Raw genomic sequence first — 25,626 nt, forward strand, 5'->3', positions numbered from 1 at the left:
AACCGACCTCTCAAAGGGGCGCGGGGAACTGCGCAAAAAACCCGCCCCCTCTCAGCGAAGCGTCACCGTGACCTTCTCCTCGGCGACCCGCTTCGCCAGCCCCTCCTCGGACAGCTCCCCGAGATTCCGGCACAGCACGACCGAGGAGCCCGCGGCCAGCGCCGCGTACAGCCCGCCGCTGAGCCCCTCCCAGTTCCCGTACGGGAGTCCGGACAGCACCCGGGACCCGGGCCCGGCGACCCCGAGCGCCCCCGCGTCGGCACGGGCGCGCTCGACGACCCCGGCCCCGGTGAGCTCGTCCCCGTCCACGACGAGGGCGGGCTCATCGGGGTCCACCGGCGCGTACGCCACGAACTGATCGCCCTGTCCCGGCACCTCCACCGCGTAGTCCACGAACCCCTCCGGCGGCTGCGGGAAGCGGCCCCCGAGCGGGCGCAGCGCCAGCGCCACCCGCTCCCCGGAGCACGCGCGCGCGGCGTCGAGCGAGTCGGGCCCGCTGACCACGAGGTCCGCCCCGGCCGGATCGCCGCCCACCTCGGCGACCACGCCCACCGAGGAACAGGCGAGCAGCCACACCGCCGTCTGCCAGTGCGCGGGCAGCAGCAGCGCGAGCCGGTCGCCGGGTTCGGCGGCGAGGTCGCCCTGGAGCAGATTGGCCGTCTTGGCCACCCAATTGGCGAAGGTGGCCACCGACAATTCGACGCGCTCGCCCGTGGCGTCGTCGTAGAAGGTGACGAGGGGACGTCCCGGGTCCGCGGCGAGCGCGGATCGCAGCAGGTCGGCAGGGGTGCGGTCGTTGGCGTTCACGCGGGCAAGGGTACGCGGGGGCGGCCCGGCGCCCGGGCGGGGCGGGGGAGTTGGCGCCACCGGATCGGCGGAAGCCACCCGACGATCCGTCAAATCCCCAATGGACAGATATGTACCGGTATGCCGACGATCAGATGCATGCGTGGATTCCTTGCTTCCTCGATCGGTGTCACCTGCGCGGCCGCGGCCCTGGCCCTGCCCCTCGCCCTGCCGGCGACCCCGGCGGCGGCGCGCGCCACGGCACCCGCGTCCCCCGCCGCCGGGTCGGTCCCCGGCTCCACCCAGTCCCTCCCGCTCGCCCCGCTCGGCTCCGACCGCTCCCTCGCCCAGGGCGGCGAACAGGGCCTGCCCCGGCGCGACGTCCAGCCCTTCTCCCTGGTGGGCGTCGTCTGGGACAACCCGGACGCCGAACTGCGCGGCCGCGTCCAGGTCCGCACCCGCGCGACCGGCACGACGAATTGGTCCGCCTGGCAGGACGTCGAGACGCACAACCACGAGCACGCCGCCGACCTCGACACCGCCGAGCGCGCCACCGGCAAGGTGCGCGGCTCCACGGCCCCGCTGTGGGTCGGGGACTCGGACGGCGTGGAGATCCGCGTACGGGCGGAGGAGGAGAACGCGGCGGCGCACCAGGCCGACAACGTACGGGCGGGGCAGACGCACGCGCAGCCCCCGCTCCCCAAGGGCCTCCGCCTCGAACTCGTCGACCCCGGCGACGAGCCCCCGCCGCAGGGCGCCCTCGCCGACGGCCCGCGCGCCGCCCTCACCGCGCAGGCCGCCGCGTCCGCCGCCGTCAACGCCGACCTCGCCCCGCTGGACGCCACCGCCATCCCGGCGCTGAGCAAGCAGGAGACGGAGGAGGACCTGATCGCGGCCCGTGGCGGCGCCGAGGTGGTCGGCAAGGCCAGGCCCTACGTCGGGCCGCGCCCGCGCATCATCACGCGCCGCGGCTGGGGCGCCGACGAGAAGCTGCGGGAGAAGGACTTCGCGTACACGAAGAGCGTGAAGGCCGCCTTCGTGCACCACAGCGCGTCCGGAAACGGCTACAGCTGTGCCCAGTCGCCCTCCGTCCTGCGCAGTATTTACCGCTATCACGTCAAGAGCAGTGGCTGGCGGGACTTCGGCTACAACTTCGCCGTCGACCGGTGCGGGAACATCTACGAAGGGCGTGCCGGAGGTGTGGCCAAGCCGGTCCTCGGCGCCCACACTCTCGGTTTCAACACCAACAGCATGGGCATCGCCGTCCTCGGCACCTACAACAACGCCAATCCCCCCAAGGCGGCGGTGAACGCCGTGGCCCGCCTGACCGCTTGGAAGCTCGGCCTGTACGGCGCGAATCCGCGCAGTACGACCTACCTGAAGTCGGGCGGCGGCAACCTCTACAAGAAGGGCACGAACGTCCGGCTCCATGTGATTTCAGGCCATCGGGACGGGTTCGCCACTGAATGTCCGGGCGGCCGCCTGTACAACAAGCTCGGCAAGGCCCGGTCCACCTCGGCCCGCTTCCAGGGCCGCTAGGACCAGGTCGCACCGCACGATCTGCACTCCCATCTGCATACACTGGCCGGCCGAAACGCAAATTCGGCCGGCCCCAGCAGGAAGCAGAGACGACAGGTGACTGAAGCGATCCTCCTGGTCGGCGGCAAGGGCACCAGGCTCCGTCCGCTCACGGTGCACACCCCCAAGCCGATGGTCCCCGCGGCGGGCGTCCCGTTCCTGACCCACCAGCTGGCCCGGGCGAAGGCGGCGGGCGTGGACCACATCGTCCTCGCCACGTCCTACCTCGCCGAGGTCTTCGAGCCGTACTTCGGCGACGGCTCCTCCCTGGGCCTCCACCTCGAGTACGTCACGGAGACCGAGCCCCTCGGCACCGGCGGCGCCATCCGGAACGTGGCCTCCCGCCTCCGCTCGGGCCCCGACGACCCGGTCCTGATCTTCAACGGCGACATCCTCACGGGCCTCGACATCCGCGCCCTGGTGGCCACGCACCAGTCCACGGGCGCCGACGTCTCGCTGCACCTCACCAAGGTCGACGACCCGCGCGCGTACGGCCTGGTCCCCACGGACGGGAACGGCCGGGTGCTCGCCTTCCTGGAGAAGCCCCAGACCCCCGAAGAGATCGTCACGGACCAGATCAACGCGGGCGCGTACGTCTTCCGCCGCTCGGTCATCGACACGATCCCCGAGGGCCGCCCCGTCTCGGTCGAACGGGAGACGTTCCCCTCCCTCCTCGCCTCCGGCGCACACCTCCAGGGCATGGTGGACTCCACGTACTGGCTGGACCTGGGCACCCCGCAGGCATTCGTCCGCGGCTCGGCGGACCTGGTCCTCGGCCGCGCCCCGTCCCCGGCGGTCCCCGGCCGCTGCGGCGACCAGCTGGTGCTCCCCTCGGCGCAGGTCGCCACGGACGCCAAGCTCACCGGCGGCACGGTGGTCGGCGCGGGTGCGGTGGTGGGCGACGGCGCCCGCGTGGACGGCAGCACGGTCCTGGCGGACGCGGTGATCGAGCCGGGCGCGGTGGTGACGGACTCACTGGTGGGCACGGGCGCGCGGATCGGCGCCCGCTCGGTCCTGACGGGCGCGGTGATCGGTGACCGGGCCACGATCGGCGAGGACAACGAACTCCGGGACGGGGTCAGGGTCTGGTGCGACGCGAGGCTCCCCGCGGGAGCGGTGAGATTCTCGTCGGATCAGTAGCTCTCTTCCTCGGCCCGCACCCGGGGCTGTTCAGCCCGTCCGGCGTTTGAGGACGAGGCGCGGAGCGCCGACTGGGGGCAAGGGGCGAAGCCCCGGAAGAGGGCGCCCCAGGGCCGCGGAGCGGCGGGTTTCGGGAAGGGGCGGGATCGGGGAAAGGAACCCCCGTACCCTCGACCCCATGTCCTCCCGCTTCGCCCCCCACCCCACCCGCACCACGGTGCGAGGCGGCGAAACGAAACTCCCCCGGGCCCCCCGGGCAGGGGCGCCCCACCAGCCCACAACAGGCCGCACCCGCGAGTGGAAACCCCCCTACCCCCTCAACCTGAGCCTCACCCTCGGCCCCCTCCGCCGCGGCCCCGCCGACCCCACCTTCCGCACCACCCAGGACGGCTCGGTCTGGCGGGCGACCCGCACCCCCGAGGGCCCGGGCACACTCCGCGTGGCCGTCCACCGGAGCACCGCCACCGCCCAGGCCGAGGCATGGGGCAAGGGAGCGGACTGGCTCCTCTCCCAACTCCCCACCCTCCTCGGCGAGTCCGACGACCCGGCGGCCTTCACCGCCCGCCACCGCCTCGTGGCCGTCACCGCACACCGCCGCCCCGGCCTCCGCCTCACCCGCACCGGCCTGGTCCTGGAATCCCTGATCCCGTCGATCCTGGAGCAGAAGGTCACGACGGACGAGGCGTACCGCGCCTGGCGCCTCCTGGTCCGTACGCACGGCGAACCGGCCCCCGGCCCGAGGACGTGGCCTTTCAAGACCCCGATGCACGTGATGCCGGAGCCCCGTACCTGGTCCCTGATCCCGTCCTGGGAGTGGCACCGCGCGGGCGTCGACAACAAGCGCGCGTCGACGATCCTGCGCGCGGTCAAGGTGGCCCGACGCATGGAGGAGGCGGCGGCCATGACGCCCGCCGACGCCCAGGCCCGCCTCGAACTGGTCCCCGGCATCGGCCCCTGGACCTCCGCCGAGACCGTCCAGCGCAGCAACGGAGCCCCCGACGCGGTGACGGTCGGCGACCTCCACCTCCCGGGCATCATCGGCTACGCCCTCGCGAACGACCGCACGGCGGACGACGCGGCGATGCTGGAGCTGCTCTCCCCGTACGAGGGCCAGCGCCACCGCGCGGCCCGCCTGATCCTCCTCAGCGGCCGCACCCCACCGCGCCGCGAGCCACGCATGCCGAGAGGCGACATCGCACGCCTCTGAGGGCGACGGCCCTGGACTGGACGGCCCGCCCGGACAAGCGGACGGGCCCGCCGCCCCCTCCTACCGAACCTCGATGAAGTCCTCGGCCCCGCGCACAGCCCGCTCCTTCGGCGCCACCGCCGCATGCCCCACGGCCACCGCCCCCATCGGGTCCCAGTCCGAGGGCAGCCCGAGGACGCCCCGTACGACATCCGCGCAGAACATCGTCGACGAGACCCAGGCCGACCCGAGCCGCTCCCCGGCGAGCCCCACCAGGAAGTTCTGCACCCCGGCGCCGGCGGCGACCACGAACATCTCGCGCTCGGCGCCGTCCCGCCGCGCGTCCCCGTACGTGTGTGAGCCGTCCGTCACCAGACAGGGCACCACCAGATAGGGCGCGTTGCGCAGCACGTCGCCGCGCCGCACGCGCTTGGCGATGGACTCCTCGCTCTTGCCGTCGCGCCGCAGGTCGGCGATCCAGGCGTCCCGCATGGCGTCGAGCAGCCGCGTCCGCGACTCCGCGGACTCGAGGAGCACGAAGCGCCACGGAGTGGTGTGGTGCGGCGCGGGCGCCGTCACCGCGAGCGCGACGGCCCGGCGCACCGCTCCCGGGTCCACCGGCTCGTCGGTGAACTCCCGCACCGTGCGCCGCTGTGTGACCGCCTCCCGGACGGCCTCCGAGGTGCCGAGCCGGAACATGTCGTCGCGCGCGTCCCGCACCATGGCCCGCGCCCCCTCGTCCTCGAAGTCGCCGTCCACGACGTGGGCGAGCCCCCGCACCACCGCCACCGGCAGCCCGGCGGCCTTGCCCTTGACCAGGTCGCCCGCCGCGGCCAGCTCGTCGGCGGTGGCGACGACGGTGGCGCTCAGCGGATTCCCGTACGCGTCGAAGCCGCCCCGCAGATCATCGAGCACCCGCACGCCCGCCGCCCCGATGGCGACGTCGGTGAGACCGCTGCGCCAGGGCCGCCCGAAGGTGTCGGTGACGAGGACACCGACGTCGACACCGAGGGCATCGCGCAGCCCGTCCCGCACCGCGCGCGCGGAGGCGTCCGCGTCCTCCGGAAGCAACAGCACGGTCCCCGCAGGGGTGTTGGAGGCATCGACCCCGGCGGCCGCCATCACCAACCCCTGCCGGTTCTCGACGATACGGAGGGTCCCGCGCCGCGCCACGACCCGCACGGTCTCGGCGTCGATGGCCGCCTCCCGGTCGCTCGCCTCGACGACGCGCCCCTCGGCCTTGCTGACGATCTTCGAGGTGACGAGGACGACGTCCCCGTCGGCGAGGGACGGCTCGGCGGCCGCGATCAGCTTCGCGAGGTCGTCGCCGCGGCGGACCTCGGGGAGTCCCGGCACGGCCCAGACGCGGAACGACTCCGAGGGGCCGGCGCTCACGCGCGGACCTCCGCCGCGAGCGCGAGGGCCTCACGGGCCATGGCCGCCGCGGCGGTGCCTTCCTCGGGGTCCGTCATCATCAGCGGGATGGCGCGGCACCGGATGCCCGCCGACTCGATCCGCTCCACGGAACCGGCGTCCACGGTGTCGACGAGCCAGCCGTCGAGGAGCCCGCTCCCGTAGTGCTCGGCGACCGCGGCGGCCGTCGCCTCGACCCCGACGGCCTCCAGGACCTTGTCGGCCATGCCCCGCACGGGAGCGTCCCCGACGATGGGGGAGAGCCCGACGACGGGCACCCCGGCCTCCGCGATGGCCTCCCTCATGCCGGGCACCGCGAGGATGGTCCCCACGCTCACCACGGGGTTGGACGGCGGGAAGAGGATGACGTCGGCCTCGGCGATGGCCTCCAGGACGCCCGGCGCGGGCTTCGCCTGGTCCGCGCCCACCGGCACCACGGCGTGGGCCGGGACGGAGGCGCGCATCCGCACCCAGTACTCCTGGAAGTGCACGGCCTTCTGCTCGCCGTCCACGTCGACCGCCACATGCGTCTCGACCCGGTCGTCCGACATCGGGATGAGCCTGACCCCGGGCTGCCACCGCTCGCACAGCGCTTCGGTCACCGCGCTCAGCGGATACCCGGCGCTCAGCATCTGCGTCCGCACGATGTGGGTGGCGAAGTCCCGGTCGCCGAGCCCGAACCACTCGGGCCCCACTCCGTAGGCCGCGAGCTCTTCCTTGACCTTGAACGTCTCGTCCGTACGTCCCCAGCCCTGCTCCTCGTTGATGCCGCCGCCGAGGGTGTACATCACGGTGTCGAGGTCGGGACAGACCTTCAGGCCGAACAGGTGGATGTCGTCACCGGTGTTGCCGATGACCGTGATCGCCGCGTCGGGGGCGGCCTTCTTGAGTCCCCGCAGGAAACGGGCGCCGCCGATGCCGCCGGCCAGAACCACAATGCGCATGCGCCCAAGCATTGCAGGCGGGTACGACAACGCGTCAGGCGGTCACGGGATTCACGGCATCCGCCGCGGCGGGCGCCTCGCAGCGCGCCGTGTGCATCGGCATCTCGGTCAGGCCCGGGTAGTAGATGTGCAGGCTGACGGCCGGTTCGAGGGAGTCGTTGACGACGTCGTGGACATAGCCGGGCGCGAAGACGCGCTGCGCTCCGGCGTGCAGCGTCCGCGCCGCGCGCTCCGTGCGTTCCGTCAACTCGCCCTCCAGGAGCGTCAACACACCGGAGGACGGCCCGTGGTCGTGCGGCCCGCTGCCCTGTCCGGGCACCCAGGAGAGCAGCCACACCTCGTAGCCGGGCCCGGTGCGCAGGCGGTGGTACCAGCGGCTCGTCGCGTCGTACTCGACGAGGTGGGCCCACTGGGAGCGGTCGGCGGCGATGGAGCGGGCGAGCCCGGCGAACTCGGCCACGGTGGCGGGGTGTTCGCGCGCGGGCTGCAGGAGGTGCGGGACTTCGAGGATGTCGCCGGCGATCTGGAGGTCGCTGTCGCTGTTCATGGTGCGGTGGTTCCTCAACGTGTGAGAGCTGGGGTGTCGCAGAAGGAAGGGTGGAGCGAGGGAAGTGCGGGAGACGCTGGAAATGCGGAGCCACGGCGGCTCGGGGGTTCAACAGCTGGAGACTGGTCGCTCAACAGCTGGAACAGGAACAGCGACAGCGCGCGTGGGCAGCACCGACGGCACCGCTGGTGCGGTTCGTCGAGAGAGCCAAGTTCGCGAGCATGCCCACCAGGACAGCGGCTCACACCTTCGGTGTCAACCCAATGTCCGCTATGTGGGATATGTTTCACCTCATCCGGTTGTTCTGTAAGGCGAAAGGTTTGTGCAGCCGACGCACAGGACACATGGCGCTTCAACCGGCGCGTAAACGCCGATGCGATCCCGTGACCCGAATGTGATCCGGTTCGCTTCGGCGGGCATCCCGCAACGAGATCGAAGTGCGCGGCGTCTCTCCATGTGAGCGGCGTGCGTCGGGCTGGGCCACTGGCAAGTGTCACGGTTTATGTCGATTTGAACACTTTCCGCAAAGCCTTGGTTCCGCAGAGTGAATAAGGGGCCCAATAGCAGATCTCGGCTTGACTGGCCCGGATCGGCACACTTGTAATTTCACTCGTGTCGTTCAGCCGAAATCGGTAACGGCAGCATCACGGGGACGCACGGACAGACGAGGGGCGCACATGACCGAGCTGGTTCAGGAACTGCTGGTCGAGGACGCGGACGAGGAACTCGGCTGGCAGGAGCGCGCACTGTGCGCCCAGACCGACCCCGAGTCCTTCTTCCCTGAGAAGGGCGGCTCCACCCGCGAGGCCAAGAAGGTCTGCCTCGCCTGCGAGGTCCGCTCGGAATGCCTGGAGTACGCGCTGGCGAACGACGAGCGGTTCGGGATCTGGGGCGGTCTCTCGGAGCGAGAACGCCGCCGCCTGAAGAAGGCCGCTGTCTGACCTCCGCACCACCGCACCGAAGCGCGCGCCCGCGCGCGTGCGTGCGTACCGATGTGCGCATCCACGCGTCCCTTTTCGAGTGCCGCCCGACCAAACGGCACACACCCCTACGTATGGAACGGCCCGTCGCCCAAGGGTTATCCACAGGCGGCGGGCCGCGTTGTTGCCAGCCGTTAGTGTGGGGCCCCGTCCGAGACGCCCCACCGCCTCCAGCGGTCGCGGGAGTCCACCGCAGTCCACCGAACCGGGGCCCGTACCTCGATGTCCGTGCAGAGCCATTCGGCAGCCCACCACGACGCTGCCGCCCCTGAGTTTCCGCGGCATGTCGTGACCGCCGTGCTCGTCTCCCACGACGGTGCCCGCTGGCTGCCCGACGCCCTCGCCGGACTGCTCGGCCAGGAGCGCCCCGTGCAGAGTGCCGTCGCCGCCGACACCGGCAGCGCGGACGACTCCGCCCGTCTGGTCACCGAGGCCCTCGGCGCCGACCGCGTCCTGCACCTCGCGCGCCGCTCCGGCTTCGGCACCGCCGTGGACGAGGCGGCCCGCACCGCCGCCGTCCTGACGCCGGACGAGCTGCCGTACCTGAAGCGCCCCAGCGGCTGGGACCCCGTCAGCCGCTCCTGGCGCGACGACGCGTACGACATGCCGGAGCTTCCCCACGGCGAGCCCGAGCAGTGGCTCTGGCTGCTGCACGACGACTGCGCGCCCGAGCCCACCGCCCTCGCCGAGCTGCTGCGCGCCGTCGAGACCGAGCGCGAGCTCGGCCGGGACGTCGCGATCGTCGGCCCCAAGCTCCGCGGCTGGTACGACCGCAGGCAGCTCCTCGAAGTCGGTGTCTCCATCGCCAACAGCGGCCGCCGCTGGACCGGCCTGGACCGCCGCGAGCAGGACCAGGGCCAGCACGACCACGTGCGGCCCGTGCTCTCCGTGTCCACCGCCGGAATGCTGATCCGGCGCGAAGTCTTCGAGCGGCTCGGCGGGTTCGACCGCCGCCTGCCCCTGATGCGGGACGACGTGGACCTGTGCTGGCGCGCCCAGGCTGCCGGACACCGCGTCCTGGTCGCCCCCGACGCCGTCGTCCGGCACGCCGAGGCCGCCTCCCGCGAGCGCCGCGCCGTGGACTGCGTGGGCCGCACCTCGGCGTCCCCGCACAAGGTCGACAAGGCCGGCGCCGCCTACACCCTGCTCGTCAACGCGCGCGCGGCCACGCTCCCTTGGGTGCTGTTCCGGCTCGTCGTCGGCACGCTCCTGCGCACCCTCGCCTACCTCGTCGGCAAGGCGCCGGGACAGGCCGTCGACGAGGTCACCGGGCTTCTGGCCACCCTGCTGCGGCCGGGGCGGATCGTCGCCGCCCGCAGCAAGCGCGGCAAGTCCGTGCTGGAGAAGGGCGAGTTGAGGCCGCTCTTCCCGCCGCCCGGCGCCACCGTGCGCGCCACGGTCGAGCAGGTCGCCGGCAATCTTGTGGGCCGCTCCGACCCGGAGGTCTCCTCGGCGGGCCGCCACGGAGCGGTCGAGTCGGGGCCCGGCGGGGACGATGCGGACTTCCTGGAGGTCGAGCAGTTCGCCCGCCTGAAGCGCATGGCCCGCAAGCCCGGACCGATGCTCTTCGTAGTGCTGCTGTTCGCCGCGCTCATCGCCTGCCGTGAACTGCTCGGCAGCGGCGCCCTGGCGGGCGGCTCCCTGCTGCCCGCCCCCGCCGACGCGAGCTCCTTGTGGGGGCGTTACGCGGACGGGTGGCACCCCGTGGGGACCGGCGGCACCCAGTCGGCGCCGCCGTATCTGGCGCTCGTCGCGGGCCTGTCCACGCTGCTGTTCGGCTCCACCGGACTCGCGGTCACGGTCCTCCTCGTCGGCTCCGTGCCGCTGGCCGGGTTCGCCGCGTACTTCGCCTCGCGGCCGCTGGTGGAGTCGCGGCTCCTGCGGGCCTGGGCGTCCGTCGCGTACGCCTTCCTGCCCGCCGCCACCGGCGCGCTCGCGGGCGGGCGCATCGGCACCGCCGTCCTCGCCGTCCTGCTGCCGCTCATCGCGCGCGCGGGCACCGCGGCCGCCGGGCTCGGCACCGCCGAGGGCACGCGCGGCAGCTGGCGCGCCACGTGGGCGTACGCCCTGCTCCTGACGCTCGCGACGGCCTTCACGCCGATCGTGTGGCCCATCGCCCTGGTCCTCGGCCTCGCTCTCCTCGCGCTGCGCCGGAGCGACATCCGCGCCTACGGGCTGCGTTTCCTGGCCGGGCTCGGCACCCCGCTGCTGATCCTCGCCCCGTGGTCGCTGACGCTGCTGCCCTTCGGGTTCTTCCGCGAGGCCGGGCTCACGTACGAGGCGGGGGCGGCGTCCGCCCTCGACCTGCTCGGCGGCAGCCCGGGCGGCTCCGGGACCGTGCACGGCCTGCTGCTCATCGGGATCGTGCTCGCCGCCCTCGCCGCACTGCTGCGCTCGGAGCGACAGCTGGCGATCCGCACGGCGTGGACGGTCGCGCTCGTCTCGCTGTTCTTCGCCGCGCTGTCGAACGGCTCGGTGTGGGCCGGACCCGCGACCCTCGGCTACGGCATCGCGCTCCTCGCGGCCGCCGCCCTGGGGGCCGACGGTGCCCGCGCGCGGGTGGCCGAGCAGAGCTTCGGGTGGCGGCAGCCGGTGGCCGCGCTCATCGCGTTCGCGGCGGCCGCGGGCCCGCTGCTCGTCGCCGCCGGGTGGATGATCCGCGGCGGTGACGGCCCCCTTGAGCGCCGGGACCCGGTCCAGGTCCCCGCGTTCGTCGCGGAGGAGAGCGGCACCCAGGACCAGGCCCGCACCCTCGTGCTCGACAGCGACCGGGCCGCCAAGGTCTCGTACACCCTCGTGCGCGGCTCCGGCGCCCGCCTCGGCGACGCCGAACTGGCCGCGGCGGCCGGCTCCAACAAGCGTCTGGAGAGGACCGTCGCGCGCCTCGTCGCCGGTTCCGGCGCCGACCAGGCGGACCAGCTGGGCGGCTTCGCGGTGCGTTACGTCCTCGTACGGGACGGGGCGCCCCGGCAGATGAGCCGCGTCCTGGACGCGACGCCGGGCCTCTCGCGGCTCAGCCAGGAGGACGGCAGCGCGCTGTGGCGCGTGGACCGGCAGGTCGCGCGCGCGGCGATCGTCCCCAAGAGCGGCGACCCCGCCCCGGTCGCGGCGGGCCCCGTCGAGCTGCACACGAAGATCCCGTCCGGCACCGAGGGCCGCGTCCTGCGCCTCGCCGACGCCGCGGACGAGGGCTGGACGGCCACGCTCGACGGCCGCGCGCTCACCAGGACCACCCTGGACGGCTGGGCGCAGGGCTTCGAACTGCCTGCTTCGGGCGGCCGGTTGGACGTCACCTACGAGGCCCCGGCGTCCCACACCGGATGGCTGTGGGCCCAGGGCGCGCTCGCCGTGGTCCTGGTGGTGCTCGCGCTGCCCGGACGCCGCCGCGACGTCGACGACGATCTCCCCGAAGAGCCCGTCGTGCCCGCCCAGGCGGTCGCGGGCGAGGGCCGCAGGGCGCGCAGGCTGCGGGCCCAGAGCGAACAGCCCCAGGCGTCCGCCGCGACGGACGGTGCGACGACGGCACCGCCCCAGGAGGAGGCCCTCTCGGGCCTGCCGCAGCAGCAGTCGTACGGCGAGTGGGAGGCGCCCGCCCACGCGGGCGCCGAGTACGGCAGCTACGGCGGCGAGCAGCAGTACCAGGGCGCGCAGTACCCGGCAGGACAGCAGCCGGGCGGCTACGACCAGCAGTCGTACCAGGCCGACCCCTACCAGGGCGGCCAGTACGACCCGTACGCCTCGTACGGCGGCGCGGACGCTGCCTACGGAGACGCGCAGCAGTACGGCCAGGGCTACGACGCCGCGTACGCCCCCCAGCAGCCCGCGCAGCCGCCGCAGGACCCTCCGATGCCGCCCCTGCCCCCGCAGCCCCCGCACGGCACCGACAGTGAGCGTCCCGACGGGAGCCAGCAGTGAACCGCACCACCCAGTCCCTGATCGCCGGTGTGGCCGCACTCGTCGCCGTCACCGGATTCGCCGCGTTCAACACCCCGGACGGCACCGGTGACGACGGCGCGAAGGAAGCCGCGCGGCTGCCCGTGGAGCGCACCAGCCTGCTCTGCCCCGCGCCCAGCACCTCGGACCTCGCCGAGACCTCGTACACGGGCTTCACGCCCGTCTCGAAGGGCTCCGGCGGCTCCGGGAAGGCCGAACTGCTGCCCTCCGTGAAGCAGTTGACGGACGCTCCGAAGAAGGACAAGGAGAAGGAAGCCAAGCCCTTCCTGTCCTCGAAGACACCGGGCAAGCCCGTCGCGGGCGAGGAGTCGGGCGCCGAGTCGCCCGCGCTCATCGGCACCGCGGACGGAAAGCTCGCCCCCGGGTGGACCGTTCAGCAGACCAGCAAGATCACGGCGGGCAGCGGCCGCGGCGCCCACGGCCTCACCTGTTCCGCCCCCGACACGGACTTCTGGTTCCCGGCCGCCAGCACCGCCAAGGAGCGCGACGACTACATCCACCTGACCAACCCGGACGACTCCGCGGCCGTCGTCGACATCGAGCTCTACGGCCCCGACGGCGCCATCAAGTCCGAGGTGGGGGAGGCGATCCAGGTCAAGGGCTACTCCAGCGTCCCGGTGCTGCTCTCCACGCTCACCGACAAGCCGCAGACCAACCTCACGGTCCACGTCACCGCGCGCAGCGGCCGGGTGGCGGCCGCCATCCAGTCCTCGGACGACAAGCTGGGCGGCGACTGGCTGCCTGCCGCGGCCGACCCCGCGGGCAGCCTGGTCCTGCCCGGCATCCCCGAGGACGCCACGTCGGCGCGCCTGGTCGCCTTCGCCCCCGGCTCCGACGACGCCGACCTGAAGGTCCAACTGGCCTCTCCGAACGGCCTGATCAGCCCCGCGGGCCACGCCTCCCTGCACGTGAAGTCCGGCATGACGGCCGCCGTCGACCTCGGGAACGTCACCCGGGGCGAGGCGGGTTCGCTGGTCCTGACCCCCTCGGAGGACTCGGTTCCGGTGGTGGCCGCGCTGCGGGTCACCCGGGGCAAGGGCGACAAGCAGGAGACGGCGTTCATCCCGGCGGTGAACGCGGTGGGCACGCGCGCGACGGTCGCCGACAACCGCGCCAAGGGCTCGACGCTCTCGCTGACCGCGCCGGGCAAGTCCGCGCAGGTGAAGGTCACGGCGTCAGCGGGCACCGAAGGCGGCACGCCCGCCACGAAGACGTACAAGATCAAGGGCGGTACGACGCTGGCGGTCGAGCCCCCGGTGCCGGCCGGGCTCAAGGGGTCGTACGCCCTCACGGTCGAGCCGGTGTCGGGCGGCCCCGTCTACGGCTCGCGGATGCTGCGGCTCGGGGGCGACGACACCCACGGGGTGCCGATGTTCACCGTGCAGACGCTCCCGGACGACCGGGGGACGGTCGCGGTGCCGGAGGCGGAGCAGGACCTCACAGTGCTGGAGAAGTAGGCGGGCACGCGCGCGTGGAGGCTCGCCTGTGTGTGAAGGCCCGCCTGTGTGTGGGGAGGTCAGTCCTCGCCGTAGCGCGGGTCCACCGACTCCGGTGAGAGGCCGAGGAGTTCGGCCACCTGCTCGACGACCACCTCGTGGACCAGGGCTGCCCGCTCGTCCCGCCCCTTGGTGCGGATCTCGACCGGGCGCCGGTAGATCACCACGCGCGCGGGCCGCCCTTCGGAGGCGGTGATGGTGCCGCCCAGCGGGATGACCTCGTCCCCCAGGCTCCCGGCCGCGTCGTCGGCGGGCTGCAGGGGCGGGACCTCAAGCACCAGGAAGTCGATCTCGGCGAGCTGCGGCCAGCGCCGCTCGAGCCGCTCCACGGAGTCCTGCACCAGGTCCGTGAAGGCATCGGCGCGGCTCGCCGAGAGGGGCACCTGGGGCGGGGCCACGGGGCCGCGCATGCCCCGGCCGTGCCGGTCGCGGCGGCGGGGCCTCGGCTCTGCGGATCGGGGCGGTACGGGGTCGTCCATCACTGATGCAGCGTAGTCCCCGAGATCCGCGTTTCCGCACGCCTTCCGTACGGCGCACGGCATGTCGCCGGATGACCGTTCCGCCGACTCTTGAGGTCGTTTCGCGGTCTTCCGGAGACCGTCGATCACGCTGCGAATGACGGGAAATGCACTGAGTGGTGACCGGATTCAACACCACCTGTCCCGGTGGTCACTTGAGACACCGCAGGTCAGCGAGGTGCGTGGCGCGCGCACCGTGTGCGAGATCACACCACGACACGGGGGAGTGACCTGGTGGAGAGTCGTCGCGGCCCGCTCAAGAGTGCGGTACCGTCCAACGTCGTGAGCCCTGTACGTCGCTGTTCGCGCACCGCTTGCGGCCGTCCCGCCGTCGCGACGCTGACGTACGTCTACGCCGACTCGACCGCGGTCCTCGGCCCCCTCGCCACCTACGCCGAACCCCACTGCTACGACCTGTGCGCCGAGCACTCCGAGCGCCTCACCGCCCCGCGCGGCTGGGAGGTCGTCCGGCTGACCGACGGCTCGGCCCCGGCCCGCCCCAGCGGCGACGACCTCGAAGCGCTCGCCAACGCGGTGCGCGAGGCGGCCCGCCCCCAGGAGCGCGCGGCCGAGGCGGGCGGCGGCAGCGGAGGCCGCTCGGCGGACCCCATGGAGGTCGCACGCCGCGGCCACCTGCGGGTGCTGCGCTCTCCGGAGTCCTGAACCGACCTCTTCGTAGAGTCCTGTTGCTGTCGCAACGCCCCCTTTTCGTTGGGCCCTGTCGCAACACCCTCTCCGTAGAGCCCTGTTGTTCACTCCCGAACAATTTGTTCACTCCTGTACGACCCATTGACGCGCCGTCGTTGCGGACCCGACGATTCCCCCGCCCGTGAGAGATCACTTTCCGCATCACGGAAACCGGGGAGGCCCCTGTGTTTGTGCAGCAACTGGAGCCCGTGGCCGACTCGCTCGGCCTGTCCGCCCTCGTCGCCACCCTGCCCCTCGTCACCGTCCTCGTCCTGCTCGGCGCCGTCCGGCTGCAGGCGCACAAGGCGGGGCTCATCGGCCTCGCGGTCGCCGCCCTGGTCGCCTGGCTCGCGTACGGCATGCCGCTCGGCCAGACCGCCTCCAGCGCCGCGCAAGGAGCCCTCTTCGGCCTCTTCCCCATCCTGTGGATCGTCGTCAACGCCCTGTGGGTGTACCGGATGACGGTCCGCACCCGGCACTTCGACATCCTGCGCCGCTCCTTCGGGCGGCTCTCCGACGACCCGCGCGTGCAGGCCCTCGTCGTCGCGTTCTGCTTCGGGGCGCTCCTCGAGGCGCTCGCCGGATTCGGGGCGCCCGTGGCGATCTGCTCGGTGATGCTGGTCGCGCTCGGCTTCGACCCGGTGCGGGCCGCGGTCGTCGCCCTCGTCGCCAACACCGCACCGGTCGCCTTCGGCGCCATGGGCACCCCCGTCGTCACGCTCGCCCAGGTCACCGGGCTGCCCCTCGACTCCGTCGCCTCCGTGGTGGGCCGCCAGACCCCGCTGCTCGCCCTCGTCGTGCCACTGCTCCTGGTGGGCCTGGTGGACGGGCGACGGGGCCTGCGGGACACCTGGGCGCCCGCGCTCGCCTGTGGAATCGCCTTCGCCGCCGTGCAGTTCGCGGTCTCCAACTACGTCTCGGTGCAGCTCGCCGACATCGGGGCGGCGCTCGCGGGCGCGGGTGCGCTCATGGCGGTGCCGCAGGCACGCAAGCCCGCGACCGAGCCCGTCCGCGCGGCGGTCCTCACCGGCGTACGAAGTGAAGACCTCGACCAGGAGGACACCCGCCCCGAGGTGCTGCGCGCCTACGCCCCGTACGCGCTCATCGTCGCGATCTTCTCCATCGCTCAAATCCCGGCGGTCAAAGACCTGTTGGCGAAGGCGACGCGGACCTTCGACTGGCCCTTCCTGAACGTCGCGGCCCCGGACGGGAAGCCGGTCGGCGGCAACGTCTTCGCGCTGCCGCTCGTCGCCACCGGCGGCACCCTGGTGCTGCTCGCCGGAGTGGGCACCGCGTTCGTGATCGGCGTGCACGCGCGCGTGGCGGTGCGCGAGTGGCTCGCCACCGTGCACGAACTGCGGTTCGCCATCCTCACGGTGACCTCCGTGCTCGCCCTCGCGTACGTCATGAATCTCTCCGGACAGGCCGCCACCATCGGGCACTTCGTGGCCGCCGCGGGCGCGGGCCTCGCCTTCTTGTCGCCGGTCCTCGGCTGGTTCGGGGTAGCGGTGTCGGGCTCGGACACCTCCGCCAACGCGCTGTTCGGCTCGCTCCAGGTGACCGCGGCACGGCAGTCGGGACTCTCCCCGGAACTGCTCGCGGCCGCCAACAGCTCCGGCGGCGTCCTCGGCAAGATGATCTCCCCGCAGAACCTCACCATCGCGTGCGCGGCCGTCGGACTCGCGGGCAAGGAAGGCGATCTGCTGCGCAAGGTGCTGCCGTGGAGCCTCGGCCTGCTCCTGGTGATGTGCCTGATCGTGGTGGCGCAGAGCTCGGCCGTCCTGGGCTGGATGCTGCCGTGACGGAACACGGGCGGGCATCAGGGATGGATGGGGGCCGTACCAGGGTTGGACCAGGGACGGCACGCACCTGACTGCCAGGCGTTGCGGGTAGTTTGGGGTGACCGACGAGATTCTTTCGCTGAGCTCGCAGAACCTGCAGAGAGGGTTGGCCGTGACTGCTGATCTGTCACAGATCGTCAAGGCGTACGACGTGCGCGGGGTGGTCCCGGACCAATGGGACGAGTCGCTGGCCGAGTTGTTCGGCGCCGCCTTCGCACAGGTGACGGACGCCACCGCGATCGTCGTCGGCCACGACATGCGCCCCTCGTCGCCGGGCCTCTCCCGCGCCTTCGCGCGCGGGGCCGCCGCCCGCGGCGTGGACGTCACCGAGATCGGCCTGTGCTCGACGGACCAGCTGTACTACGCCTCGGGGGCGCTGAATCTCCCGGGCGCGATGTTCACGGCGTCGCACAACCCGGCGCAGTACAACGGCATCAAGATGTGCCGTGCGGGTGCCGCCCCGGTCGGCCAGGACACCGGCCTCGCCGAGATCCGCGCCCTCGTCGAGGGCTGGTCGCAGACGGGCGCCCCCGAGCCCGCCGCCACCGCCGGCACCCTCACCCGGCGCGACACCCTCAAGGACTACGCGGCACACCTGCGCTCCCTCGTCGACCTCACCTCGATCCGCCCCCTGAAGGTCGTGGTGGACGCGGGCAACGGCATGGGAGGGCACACGGTCCCCACCGTCTTCGAGGGGCTGCCCCTGGATGTCGTGCCGATGTACTTCGAGCTGGACGGCACGTTCCCCAACCACGAGGCCAACCCCCTCGACCCGAAGAACATCGTCGACCTCCAGGAGCGCGTCCGCACCGAGGGCGCCGACCTCGGCATCGCCTTCGACGGCGACGCGGACCGCTGCTTCGTGGTCGACGAGAGCGGGGACCCGGTCTCCCCGTCCGCGATCACCGCCCTGGTCGCCTCCCGCGAGCTCGCCAAGCACGGCGGCAAGGGGACGGTCATCCACAACCTGATCACGTCGTGGTCGGTCCCCGAGGTCGTCAAGGAGAACGGCGGCAGCCCGGTCCGCACGCGCGTGGGTCACTCGTTCATCAAGGAGGAGATGGCCAAGACGGGCGCGATCTTCGGTGGCGAGCACTCCGCGCACTACTACTTCCGCGACTTCTGGAACGCGGACACGGGCATGCTGGCCGCCCTGCACGTCCTGGCGGCCCTCGGCGGCCAGGACGGCCCGCTGTCCCAGCTGGTGGCGCAGTACGACCGCTACGCGGGCTCCGGAGAGATCAACTCCACCGTCGACGACCAGACGGCCCGCCTGGCCGCGATCAAGTCCACCTACGAGGGCCAGGACGGCGTCACCCTCGACGAGCTGGACGGCCTCACCGTCACCGCCGCCGACTGGTGGTTCAACGTCCGCGCCTCCAACACCGAACCGCTGCTGCGCCTGAACGTGGAGGCGCGCGACGAGGCCACCATGGCCACGGTCCGCGACGAAGCCCTGGCGATCATCAGGGCGTGAGCCCACGGGTGCCCCGGGGCACCCACGCGCGTGGGTGGCGGTGACCTCGGAACCCGCACCCACGCGCGCGTAGGGCGGGCGTTCTCGCGGGCCCCGGCCCCGGACCGCCCGCCCCCGCACCAAGCCCCTCACGGCGGTAGGCTGACCAGGCCGCACCCCCACCCCACCAGCTCGAAGGGACCCACCCCATGCCGCTCGAAGCCGGCCTCCTGGAGATCCTCGCCTGCCCGGCCTGCCACGCCCCCCTCAAGGAGACGGACACCGAGCTGATCTGCACGGCGGACGCCAAGGAGTGCGGCCTCGCCTACCCGGTCCGCGACGGCATCCCCGTCCTCCTCGTCGACGAGGCCCGCCGCCCCGCGTAACGCGGCACCTCGGCCCCCCGAGCACAGACCCACCCGCGCACGGCGATCGGAGGCTGAACCCCCATGCTCGACGAATCGCTGCTGGACGCCCCCGAGGCGCTCGCCCAGGCCGACCGCCACGGACTGCTGCGCGGCGCCGCCGAGGCGGGCGCCCGCGTACGCACCGCCGTCCGGCACTCCGTGGAGGCGGGGCTCACAGACCTCAAGCCCGACGGCCGCCCCCGCTCCATCCTCATCGCGGGCCCCGGCGCCGCCGCGAGCTGCGTCGCCGACCTCCTCGGCACCCTCGCGGGCGCGGTCTGCCCCGTCGTCCGCCTCGCACCGACCGGCGTCGCCCCCGCGGCGGGCGCCCTGCGCTGGGCGCTGCCCGGCTGGGCTGGCCCCGTGGACCTGCTCCTCATCGCCACCCCGGACGGCACGGAACCCGGCCTCACCCTCCTCGCCGAGCAGGCGTACCGCCGCGGCTGCACCGTCGTCGCGGTGGCCCCCGCCCGCTCACCCCTGGCCGGAGAAGTGAACGGCTCGCACGGCCTCACGATCCCCATGGCACTGTCCCCGCACGGCCCACTGGGAGCGGACGAAACCCCGGGGTCCGTAGGCGGCGGCGCGCCCTCCGAAGACACCGTCTCCGCCGCCGCGGCGCCCGCCACCCTCTGGGCCCTCGCCACCCCTCTCCTTGTGCTCCTCGACCGCACGGGCCTGATCAGCGCCCCCGTGGACACCCTCCAGAAGGTCGCCGACCGCCTCGACCACGTCGCCGAGCGCTGCGGCCCCGTCATCGCGACGTACAGCAACCCCGCCAAGACCCTCGCCGCCGAACTTGCAGACACCCTCCCGCTGATCTGGACGGAGGGGCCGGCCGCCGGCCCCGTGGGCCGCCGCTTCGCCGCCACCCTGGCCGAGCTGGCGGGCCGCCCCGCGCTCGCCGCCGAGCTCCCCGAGGCCCTGCCCGCGCACGCCGCGCTCCTGGCGGGCGAACTCGCCGGGGACACCGGCGAGGACGACTTTTTCCGCGACCGCGTCGAGGAGCCGCAGTCCCTGCGCGCCCGCGTCGTGCTGCTGCGCGACACCCCGGTCGACGCCGGCGGCCTCACCGCCGCCCCGGCCGCCCGCGAGCTGGCCCACGGCCACGACGTCCCGCTCAGCGAGCTCGAGCCGGAGGACGGCGGCGAGCTGGAGACCCTCGCCGAGCTGATCGCCATCACGGATTTCGCGGCCGTTTACCTGACGCTCGCCCCGGGGGACCGATCATGAACGACGCAGCACCGCACCCGCGTACGCAGTAAGGGAGCCCCCTCCGTGGACCGCCTCACCAACACCATCCGCCCCTACGCCTGGGGCTCCACCACCGCCATCCCCCACCTCCTCGGCGTCGAGCCCACCGGCGAACCGCAGGCCGAGATGTGGATGGGCGCCCACCCCGGCGCACCCTCCCGCACCGACCGGGGCGCGCTGAACGAGGTCATCGACGCGGCCCCCGAGCGCGAGCTCGGCCCCGCCGCCGTCGCCAAGTTCGGCCCCCGCCTGCCCTTCCTGCTCAAGCTCCTCGCCGCCGGAGCCCCCCTCTCCCTCCAGGTGCACCCCAACCTCGCCCAGGCGAAGGAGGGTTACGAGGAAGAGGAGAGCCGCGGCGTCCCCATCGACGCCCCGAACCGCAACTACAAGGACGCCAACCACAAGCCCGAACTCATCTGCGCCCTCACCCCCTTCGAGGGCCTCTGCGGCTTCCGCGCCCCCGACGCCGCCGCCGAACTCCTCGAAGGACTCGGCGTCGACTCCCTCAAGCCCTACGCCGACCTGCTGCGCGCCCGCCCCGAAGAGGCCGCCCTGCGCGAGGTGTTGACGGCCGTGCTCACCGCCGATCCCGAGCAGATGGCCGCCACGGTCAGCGACGTCGTCGCGGCCGCCGAGCGCCTCGGCGGCGACTACACGGCGTACGCCTCCATCGCCCACCACTACCCGGGCGACCCGGGCGTCATCGCCGCAATGCTGCTCAACTACGTGACGCTGCAGCCCGGCGAGGCCCTCTTCCTCGGCGCCGGCGTCCCGCACGCCTACCTGAACGGCCTCGGCGTCGAGATCATGGCGAACTCGGACAACGTCCTGCGCTGCGGCCTCACCCCGAAACACGTCGACGTGCCCGAACTGCTGCGCATCGTCCGCTTCGAAGCCACCGACCCGGGCGTCCTGCGCCCCGAGGCGTCCCCCTCCGGCGAGGAGGTCTACGAGACCCCCATCGACGAGTTCCGCCTCTCCCGCTTCGTCCTGCCCGAGGGCGCGAGCGCCCCGCACGACCTGACCGCAGCGACCCCGCAGATCCTGCTCTGCACCGCGGGCTCCGTCCGCGCGGGCGACCTCACCCTCGAACCCGGCCGGTCGGCCTTCGTCCCGGCCGGCGAAAAGGCCGAAGTGTCCGGGGTCGGCACGGTATTCCGGGCCACTGTGGTGGCCTGAAGCGCCCCACGAGCCTCGTACTGCAACAATGACCCACCGCAAAGCCCGGGCAAAGCCCGGGCGCTGACGGACGAACGTACGCAGGCAGGCGAAGGGACCCCGACACTCATGAGCGCGTCAGGCGGAACGAAGGCGATCGTGGCGGCACTGGCCGCCAACCTCGCGATCGCGGTGTCGAAGTTCGTGGCGTTCCTCTTCAGCGGCTCGTCATCGATGCTCGCGGAGAGCGTGCACTCGCTCGCCGACTCCGGCAACCAGGGCCTGCTCCTGCTCGGCGGCAAGAAGGCCCAGCGCGAGGCGACGCCCCAACACCCCTTCGGATACGGGCGCGAGCGCTACATCTACGCCTTCCTCGTCTCGATCGTGCTCTTCTCGGTCGGCGGCATGTTCGCGATCTACGAGGGCTACGAGAAGATCAAGCACCCGCACTCGCTGGAGCACTGGTACTGGCCGGTGGGCGTCCTGGTGTTCGCGATCATCGCGGAGAGCTTCTCCTTCCGTACGGCCATCAAGGAGTCCAACGAGACGCGCGGCAAGCTCACCTGGACGCAGTTCGTCCGCCGCGCCAAGGCGCCCGAGCTGCCCGTCGTCCTCCTGGAGGACCTCGGCGCCCTCGTCGGCCTGGTCCTCGCCCTCGGCGGCGTCGGCATGGCCCTCGCCACGGACAACGGCGTCTGGGACGGCATCGGCACCCTCTGCATCGGCATCCTGCTCATCCTGATCGCGATCGTCCTCGCCGCCGAGACCAAGTCCCTGCTGCTCGGCGAGGCCGCGGGCGCCGACGAGGTCGCGAAGATCGAGAAGGCCGTGGTCGACGGCGACACCGTCACCAGCGTCATCCACATGCGCACCCTCCACCTCGGCCCCGAGGAGCTCCTCGTCGCCGCCAAGATCGCCGTGCAGCACGACGACACGGCCGCCGAGGTCGCCGCCGCGATCAACGCCGCGGAGGAGCGCATCCGGGCCGAGGTCCCGATCGCCCGCGTGATCTACCTGGAGCCCGACATCTACAGCGAGTCCGCGGCCGCCGCAGGCACCAACCCGGCCAAGGCCCCGGGCGGCGACGGCCACTGAGCAACTCCCTTCCGCCGTACGCCGATGGGCCCCGCACCAGCGAAGGTGCGGGGCCCATCGGCGTACTGACGGAGAACGGGCCGTCGCTACCGGACCTCGCGCAGGACGTCGAGGATCGCGGCTTCGTCGGGCGCCGCCTCCAGGCGCTCCCGGAAGCCGGTGTCCATCAGCTTCCGCGACAGGAGCGCGAGGATCCGCAGGTGCTCATCGCCCGCAGCGGCCTCCGGCACCGAGATCATGAAGATCAGCTTGGCCTTCGTGCCGTCCAGGGAACCCCACTCGATGCCCTCCGCGGACCGCGCGAAGCCGACCACCGGAGAGGTCACCGCGTCGGTCTTGGCGTGCGGGATGGCGATCTCCTCGCCGAGCCCCGTGGTGCCCTGTGCCTCGCGGCGCAGCGCCGTCTGTACGAGCTCCTCGACGTCGTTCACCTTGCCCGTGGAGGCGAGCAGCCCGGCCAGCTCGCGGATGGCCGCCTCCTTGTCCTGGGCGTCGAGGCCGACCTTGACGGTCTGCTCGGTGAGATAGCCGGAGAGGACCTCGTCCTCGGGGGCAGGGGTCGCGTCCGCGGGGGCCTGCTGCGGGGCGGGGGAGGGGGCAGGAGCGGTCGCCGGGGCGGCGACGGCCCCCGTGGCGGCTCCGGCTCCCACACCGGCGAGGACGGGCTCCGGGGCGGGCGTCGCCGCGGGGGCGGTCTCGCCCTTGCGGCGCTGCTGGAACTCGATGAGCGCGTTGGTCGTGAAGGCCGTGACCACGACACCGGCCGCGATGGCGACGAAGAACATCGCGACCCCGCTGATCGCGCCGAACAGCGAGACGATCGGACCGCCGTGCGGCACCGAGTCCTCGACCCCGGCCACACCCGCGATCGCACCGGCGACCGCGCCACCCAGCATGTTCGCCGGGATCACCTGGGCCGGCCGTGCGGCCGCGAACGGGATCGCACCTTCCGAGATGCCGAAGAAGCCCATGAACAGGGCGGCGAGGCCGGTCTCCTGCTCCTGCTTGCTGTAGAGCTTCTTGCGCAGCAGCGTCGCCAGGCCCTGGCCGAGCGGCATGACCGGGATGGCGGCGGCAGCCATGCCCATGACGTCGTTGTTGGTGCCGATCAGACCGGCACTGACGAGGAAGGCCGTCTTGTTGACCGGGCCGCCCATGTCGAAGGAGATCATCAGGCCGATGATGATGCCGAGCACGATGGCGCTCGAACCGGTCATCCCGTTCAGCCAGTTGGTGAGGTGGGTGAACACCCAGGAGATCGGCTGCCCGATCACGTAGATGTAGAAGAGCCCCAGCACCAGCGTGGAGACGATCGGCAGGACAATGATCGGCATGATCGGCTGGACGAACTTGGGGACCTTGACCTTCTTCAGCCCCAGGACCAGGTAACCGGCCAGGAAACCGGTGACGATCGCGCCGAGGAAGCCCGCGTTGGCGTCGGCCTTGTAGATGCCCACGGCGTCCGAGGCGAGGAAGCCGCCGATCATGCCGGGCACGAGCGCCGGACGGTCGGCCAGGGCGTACGCGATGTAGCCGGAGAAGATCGGCAGCATCAGCTTGAAGCCGGTGACGCCCAGCTGGTTGACGTACCACCAGAAGGACTCTTCGGGGATGACCAGGCCGCCCTTGGCGTCGGCATGGCCGCCGAGCGAGAGCGAGACGGCGAGCAGCAGACCGCCGACCACGACGAACGGGATCATGTACGAGACGCCGTTCATCAGCGCCTTGTACGCCTGGCTGCGCTCCTTGCCGCCCCCGCCGCCCGCGGACGGCGAGGTACCGGCGGCGAGCACCGGTGAGGTCTGCACCCGCTCGATGAGCTGCTCGGGGTGGTGAATGCCCTCGGCGACGCCGACCCGCAGCACTCGCTTCCCGCCGAAGCGGTCGAGGTCGACTTCCTTGTCCGCCGCGATGATGACGCCGTCGGCGTTCTTGACATCGTTGTCAGTCAAGACATTCTCGGCCCCGATGGAGCCCTGCGTCTCCACCTTCATGTCGATGCCGAGGCCGTCGGCCGCCTGCTGGAGCTTCTCCGCGGCCATATACGTGTGGGCGATGCCGGTGGGGCAGGCGGTCACCGCGACCAGTTTCAGCGGCTTCTGCCCGCTGCTGGCCCCGCCTGTCGGGGGATCGACCGGACTGGTCACGTGGGTCTCCTAACGCCTTCGCCAACAAGATCGCGCAAATGTTCCCGATCTCAAGGCATCCTGCAACACATAAGGACAGGATCAAAAGCGCAAAGGTCCTGGTTTGTACGGGTCTGAAGACCTATCCGGCAATGTTCTGTTGGCCTGACACACGGTGTGGTCTGCTGGGCCAATCGGTGTAGATTCGTGACAGTGCCAGACGTCGCTGCTGATGGCGGTCGGGCGGTCCGTTCCGGACCGGCCGAGGGAGAGAGGGCCTCCGACGGACTGCGCTGCGGGCGCCGTCGCATCCATGCGACCGGCGTCGCAGATCAGCCATGCCCACCCTCGATCCATCCACGAGGAGCAGCTCGACATGTCGACTGTCGCCAATCAGGACTTCAAGGTCGCCGACCTCTCCCTGGCCGAGTTCGGTCGCAAGGAGATCACCCTCGCCGAGCACGAGATGCCCGGCCTGATGGCCATCCGCAAGGAGTTCGCGGCCGCCCAGCCGCTGGCCGGGGCCCGCATCATGGGCTCGCTGCACATGACGGTGCAGACCGCCGTCCTCATCGAGACCCTGGTCGCCCTCGGCGCCGAGGTGCGCTGGGTCTCCTGCAACATCTTCTCGACGCAGGACCACGCGGCCGCGGCCATCGCGGTCGGTCCGAACGGGACGCCGGACAACCCCCAGGGCATCCCGGTCTTCGCCTGGAAGGGCGAGACGCTGGAGGAGTACTGGTGGTGCACGGAGCAGGCCCTGACCTGGCCGAACACCCCCACCGGCGGCCCGAACATGATCCTGGACGACGGCGGCGACGCCACCCTCCTCGTCCACAAGGGCGTCGAGTACGAGAAGGCCGGCAAGGTCCCCGCCGTGGACACCGCCGAGAACGACGAGCACCGCGTGATCCTGCAGGTCCTCAACCGCACCATCTCCGAGGGCTCGCAGAAGTGGACCCAGCTCGCCTCGGAGATCCGTGGGGTGACCGAGGAGACCACGACGGGTGTCCACCGCCTGTACGAGATGCACCGTGACGGCACGCTGCTGTTCCCGGCG

At 72.3% G+C, this 25,626-nt stretch carries 20 protein-coding genes; 14 read left to right on the forward strand and 6 right to left on the reverse strand.

All coding sequences use genetic code 11. The features are described 5' to 3' along the window. Window positions 1–51 precede the first annotated feature (51 nt). Window positions 52–807, reverse strand: coding sequence for a TIGR03089 family protein (locus ACFWYM_RS23270; RefSeq protein ID WP_384840306.1), 756 nt, complete (start codon window positions 805–807; stop codon window positions 52–54). Between the two features lie 138 nt (window positions 808–945). On the opposite strand from ACFWYM_RS23270, the gene ACFWYM_RS23275 reads away from it, so the two are divergent. The 3 genes from ACFWYM_RS23275 (at window position 946) to ACFWYM_RS23285 (ending at window position 4,711) form a co-directional block, all read left to right on the forward strand. Beyond that, window positions 946–2,325 (forward strand): peptidoglycan recognition protein, encoded by a 1,380-nt coding sequence (locus tag ACFWYM_RS23275; RefSeq protein WP_384840309.1) that lies wholly within the window; start codon window positions 946–948, stop codon window positions 2,323–2,325. A 96-nt stretch (window positions 2,326–2,421) separates the two neighbouring features. Then, window positions 2,422–3,504: a sugar phosphate nucleotidyltransferase gene (locus ACFWYM_RS23280; protein WP_384840312.1), complete on the forward strand. Its 1,083-nt coding sequence runs from the start codon at window positions 2,422–2,424 to the stop codon at window positions 3,502–3,504. Window positions 3,505–3,682: 178 nt separating this feature from the next. After that, window positions 3,683–4,711 (forward strand): DNA-3-methyladenine glycosylase family protein, encoded by a 1,029-nt coding sequence (locus ACFWYM_RS23285; RefSeq protein WP_384840315.1) that lies wholly within the window; start codon window positions 3,683–3,685, stop codon window positions 4,709–4,711. A 60-nt stretch (window positions 4,712–4,771) separates the two neighbouring features. On the opposite strand, the gene ACFWYM_RS23290 is transcribed toward ACFWYM_RS23285, so the two are convergent. The 3 genes from ACFWYM_RS23290 to ACFWYM_RS23300 are packed head-to-tail and all read right to left on the reverse strand — an operon-like array spanning window position 4,772 to window position 7,594. Then, window positions 4,772–6,085 (reverse strand): coenzyme F420-0:L-glutamate ligase, encoded by a 1,314-nt coding sequence (locus tag ACFWYM_RS23290; RefSeq protein ID WP_384840318.1) that lies wholly within the window; start codon window positions 6,083–6,085, stop codon window positions 4,772–4,774. After that, entirely contained in the window at window positions 6,082–7,047 is a 966-nt protein-coding gene (cofD, locus tag ACFWYM_RS23295; RefSeq protein WP_384840321.1) for a 2-phospho-L-lactate transferase, read from the reverse strand. Before cofD ends, ACFWYM_RS23290 begins: the two co-directional genes overlap by 4 nt. 34 nt (window positions 7,048–7,081) lie before the next feature. Continuing rightward, entirely contained in the window at window positions 7,082–7,594 is a 513-nt protein-coding gene (locus ACFWYM_RS23300; RefSeq protein ID WP_384840324.1) for a cysteine dioxygenase, read from the reverse strand. Window positions 7,595–8,271: 677 nt separating this feature from the next. Here ACFWYM_RS23300 and ACFWYM_RS23305 point away from each other — a divergent pair. From ACFWYM_RS23305 to ACFWYM_RS23315, 3 genes are all read left to right on the forward strand, one after another. Next, window positions 8,272–8,535 (forward strand): WhiB family transcriptional regulator, encoded by a 264-nt coding sequence (locus tag ACFWYM_RS23305; RefSeq protein WP_016642094.1) that lies wholly within the window; start codon window positions 8,272–8,274, stop codon window positions 8,533–8,535. A gap of 261 nt (window positions 8,536–8,796) precedes the next feature. Next, window positions 8,797–12,489, forward strand: coding sequence for a glycosyltransferase (locus ACFWYM_RS23310; RefSeq protein ID WP_384840327.1), 3,693 nt, complete (start codon window positions 8,797–8,799; stop codon window positions 12,487–12,489). Continuing rightward, window positions 12,486–13,985: a DUF5719 family protein gene (locus ACFWYM_RS23315; protein ID WP_384840330.1), complete on the forward strand. Its 1,500-nt coding sequence runs from the start codon at window positions 12,486–12,488 to the stop codon at window positions 13,983–13,985. The genes ACFWYM_RS23310 and ACFWYM_RS23315 overlap by 4 nt, the downstream gene beginning before the upstream one ends. Before the next feature lie 59 nt (window positions 13,986–14,044). On the opposite strand, the gene ACFWYM_RS23320 is transcribed toward ACFWYM_RS23315, so the two are convergent. After that, the gene (locus tag ACFWYM_RS23320) at window positions 14,045–14,503 is read right to left on the reverse strand and encodes a metallopeptidase family protein (RefSeq protein ID WP_384840333.1); all 459 of its coding nucleotides are present in this window, start codon (window positions 14,501–14,503) and stop codon (window positions 14,045–14,047) included. 273 nt (window positions 14,504–14,776) lie between these two features. On the opposite strand from ACFWYM_RS23320, the gene ACFWYM_RS23325 reads away from it, so the two are divergent. From ACFWYM_RS23325 to ACFWYM_RS23355, 7 genes are all read left to right on the forward strand, one after another. Further along, window positions 14,777–15,205, forward strand: coding sequence for a DUF3499 domain-containing protein (locus ACFWYM_RS23325; protein WP_384840336.1), 429 nt, complete (start codon window positions 14,777–14,779; stop codon window positions 15,203–15,205). A gap of 209 nt (window positions 15,206–15,414) precedes the next feature. Continuing rightward, window positions 15,415–17,031: an L-lactate permease gene (locus tag ACFWYM_RS23330; protein ID WP_384840339.1), complete on the forward strand. Its 1,617-nt coding sequence runs from the start codon at window positions 15,415–15,417 to the stop codon at window positions 17,029–17,031. Window positions 17,032–17,182: 151 nt separating this feature from the next. Further along, entirely contained in the window at window positions 17,183–18,547 is a 1,365-nt protein-coding gene (locus ACFWYM_RS23335; RefSeq protein WP_384840342.1) for a phosphomannomutase/phosphoglucomutase, read from the forward strand. A gap of 188 nt (window positions 18,548–18,735) precedes the next feature. Then, the gene (locus ACFWYM_RS23340; protein WP_098242904.1) at window positions 18,736–18,912 is read left to right on the forward strand and encodes a Trm112 family protein; all 177 of its coding nucleotides are present in this window, start codon (window positions 18,736–18,738) and stop codon (window positions 18,910–18,912) included. A gap of 63 nt (window positions 18,913–18,975) precedes the next feature. After that, on the forward strand, window positions 18,976–20,166 hold the full coding sequence (locus ACFWYM_RS23345; protein ID WP_384840345.1) for an SIS domain-containing protein: 1,191 nt from the start codon (window positions 18,976–18,978) through the stop codon (window positions 20,164–20,166). A 45-nt stretch (window positions 20,167–20,211) separates the two neighbouring features. After that, complete coding sequence (gene manA / locus ACFWYM_RS23350; RefSeq protein WP_384840348.1) at window positions 20,212–21,366, forward strand: mannose-6-phosphate isomerase, class I; 1,155 nt, start codon at window positions 20,212–20,214, stop codon at window positions 21,364–21,366. Window positions 21,367–21,474: 108 nt separating this feature from the next. Continuing rightward, entirely contained in the window at window positions 21,475–22,440 is a 966-nt protein-coding gene (locus tag ACFWYM_RS23355; protein WP_384840351.1) for a cation diffusion facilitator family transporter, read from the forward strand. Window positions 22,441–22,526: 86 nt separating this feature from the next. Here the strand turns inward: ACFWYM_RS23355 and ACFWYM_RS23360 are convergent, their stop codons facing one another. After that, window positions 22,527–24,587, reverse strand: coding sequence for a fructose-specific PTS transporter subunit EIIC (locus tag ACFWYM_RS23360; RefSeq protein ID WP_384840354.1), 2,061 nt, complete (start codon window positions 24,585–24,587; stop codon window positions 22,527–22,529). A 355-nt stretch (window positions 24,588–24,942) separates the two neighbouring features. On the opposite strand from ACFWYM_RS23360, the gene ACFWYM_RS23365 reads away from it, so the two are divergent. After that, the coding region (locus tag ACFWYM_RS23365; RefSeq protein ID WP_384840357.1) for an adenosylhomocysteinase at window positions 24,943–25,626 on the forward strand (684 nt) is incomplete at its 3' end.

The organism is Streptomyces sp. NPDC059009, assembly GCF_042740175.1.
GTDB lineage: Bacteria > Actinomycetota > Actinomycetes > Streptomycetales > Streptomycetaceae > Streptomyces.

Excerpts from the sequence above, each read along its gene's own strand:
- cofD (WP_384840321.1), bottom strand. The coding sequence starts at position 7,047 with ATGCGCATTGTGGTTCTGGCCGGCGGCATCGGCGGCGCCCGTTTCCTG.
- ACFWYM_RS23300 (WP_384840324.1), bottom strand. The coding sequence starts at position 7,594 with ATGAACAGCGACAGCGACCTCCAGATCGCCGGCGACATCCTCGAAGTC.
- ACFWYM_RS23275 (WP_384840309.1), top strand. The coding sequence starts at position 946 with ATGCGTGGATTCCTTGCTTCCTCGATCGGTGTCACCTGCGCGGCCGCG.
- ACFWYM_RS23340 (WP_098242904.1), top strand. The coding sequence starts at position 18,736 with ATGCCGCTCGAAGCCGGCCTCCTGGAGATCCTCGCCTGCCCGGCCTGC.
- ACFWYM_RS23320 (WP_384840333.1), bottom strand. The coding sequence starts at position 14,503 with ATGGACGACCCCGTACCGCCCCGATCCGCAGAGCCGAGGCCCCGCCGC.
- ACFWYM_RS23355 (WP_384840351.1), top strand. The coding sequence starts at position 21,475 with ATGAGCGCGTCAGGCGGAACGAAGGCGATCGTGGCGGCACTGGCCGCC.
- ACFWYM_RS23285 (WP_384840315.1), top strand. The coding sequence starts at position 3,683 with ATGTCCTCCCGCTTCGCCCCCCACCCCACCCGCACCACGGTGCGAGGC.
- ACFWYM_RS23310 (WP_384840327.1), top strand. The coding sequence starts at position 8,797 with ATGTCCGTGCAGAGCCATTCGGCAGCCCACCACGACGCTGCCGCCCCT.
- ACFWYM_RS23345 (WP_384840345.1), top strand. The coding sequence starts at position 18,976 with ATGCTCGACGAATCGCTGCTGGACGCCCCCGAGGCGCTCGCCCAGGCC.
- ACFWYM_RS23305 (WP_016642094.1), top strand. The coding sequence starts at position 8,272 with ATGACCGAGCTGGTTCAGGAACTGCTGGTCGAGGACGCGGACGAGGAA.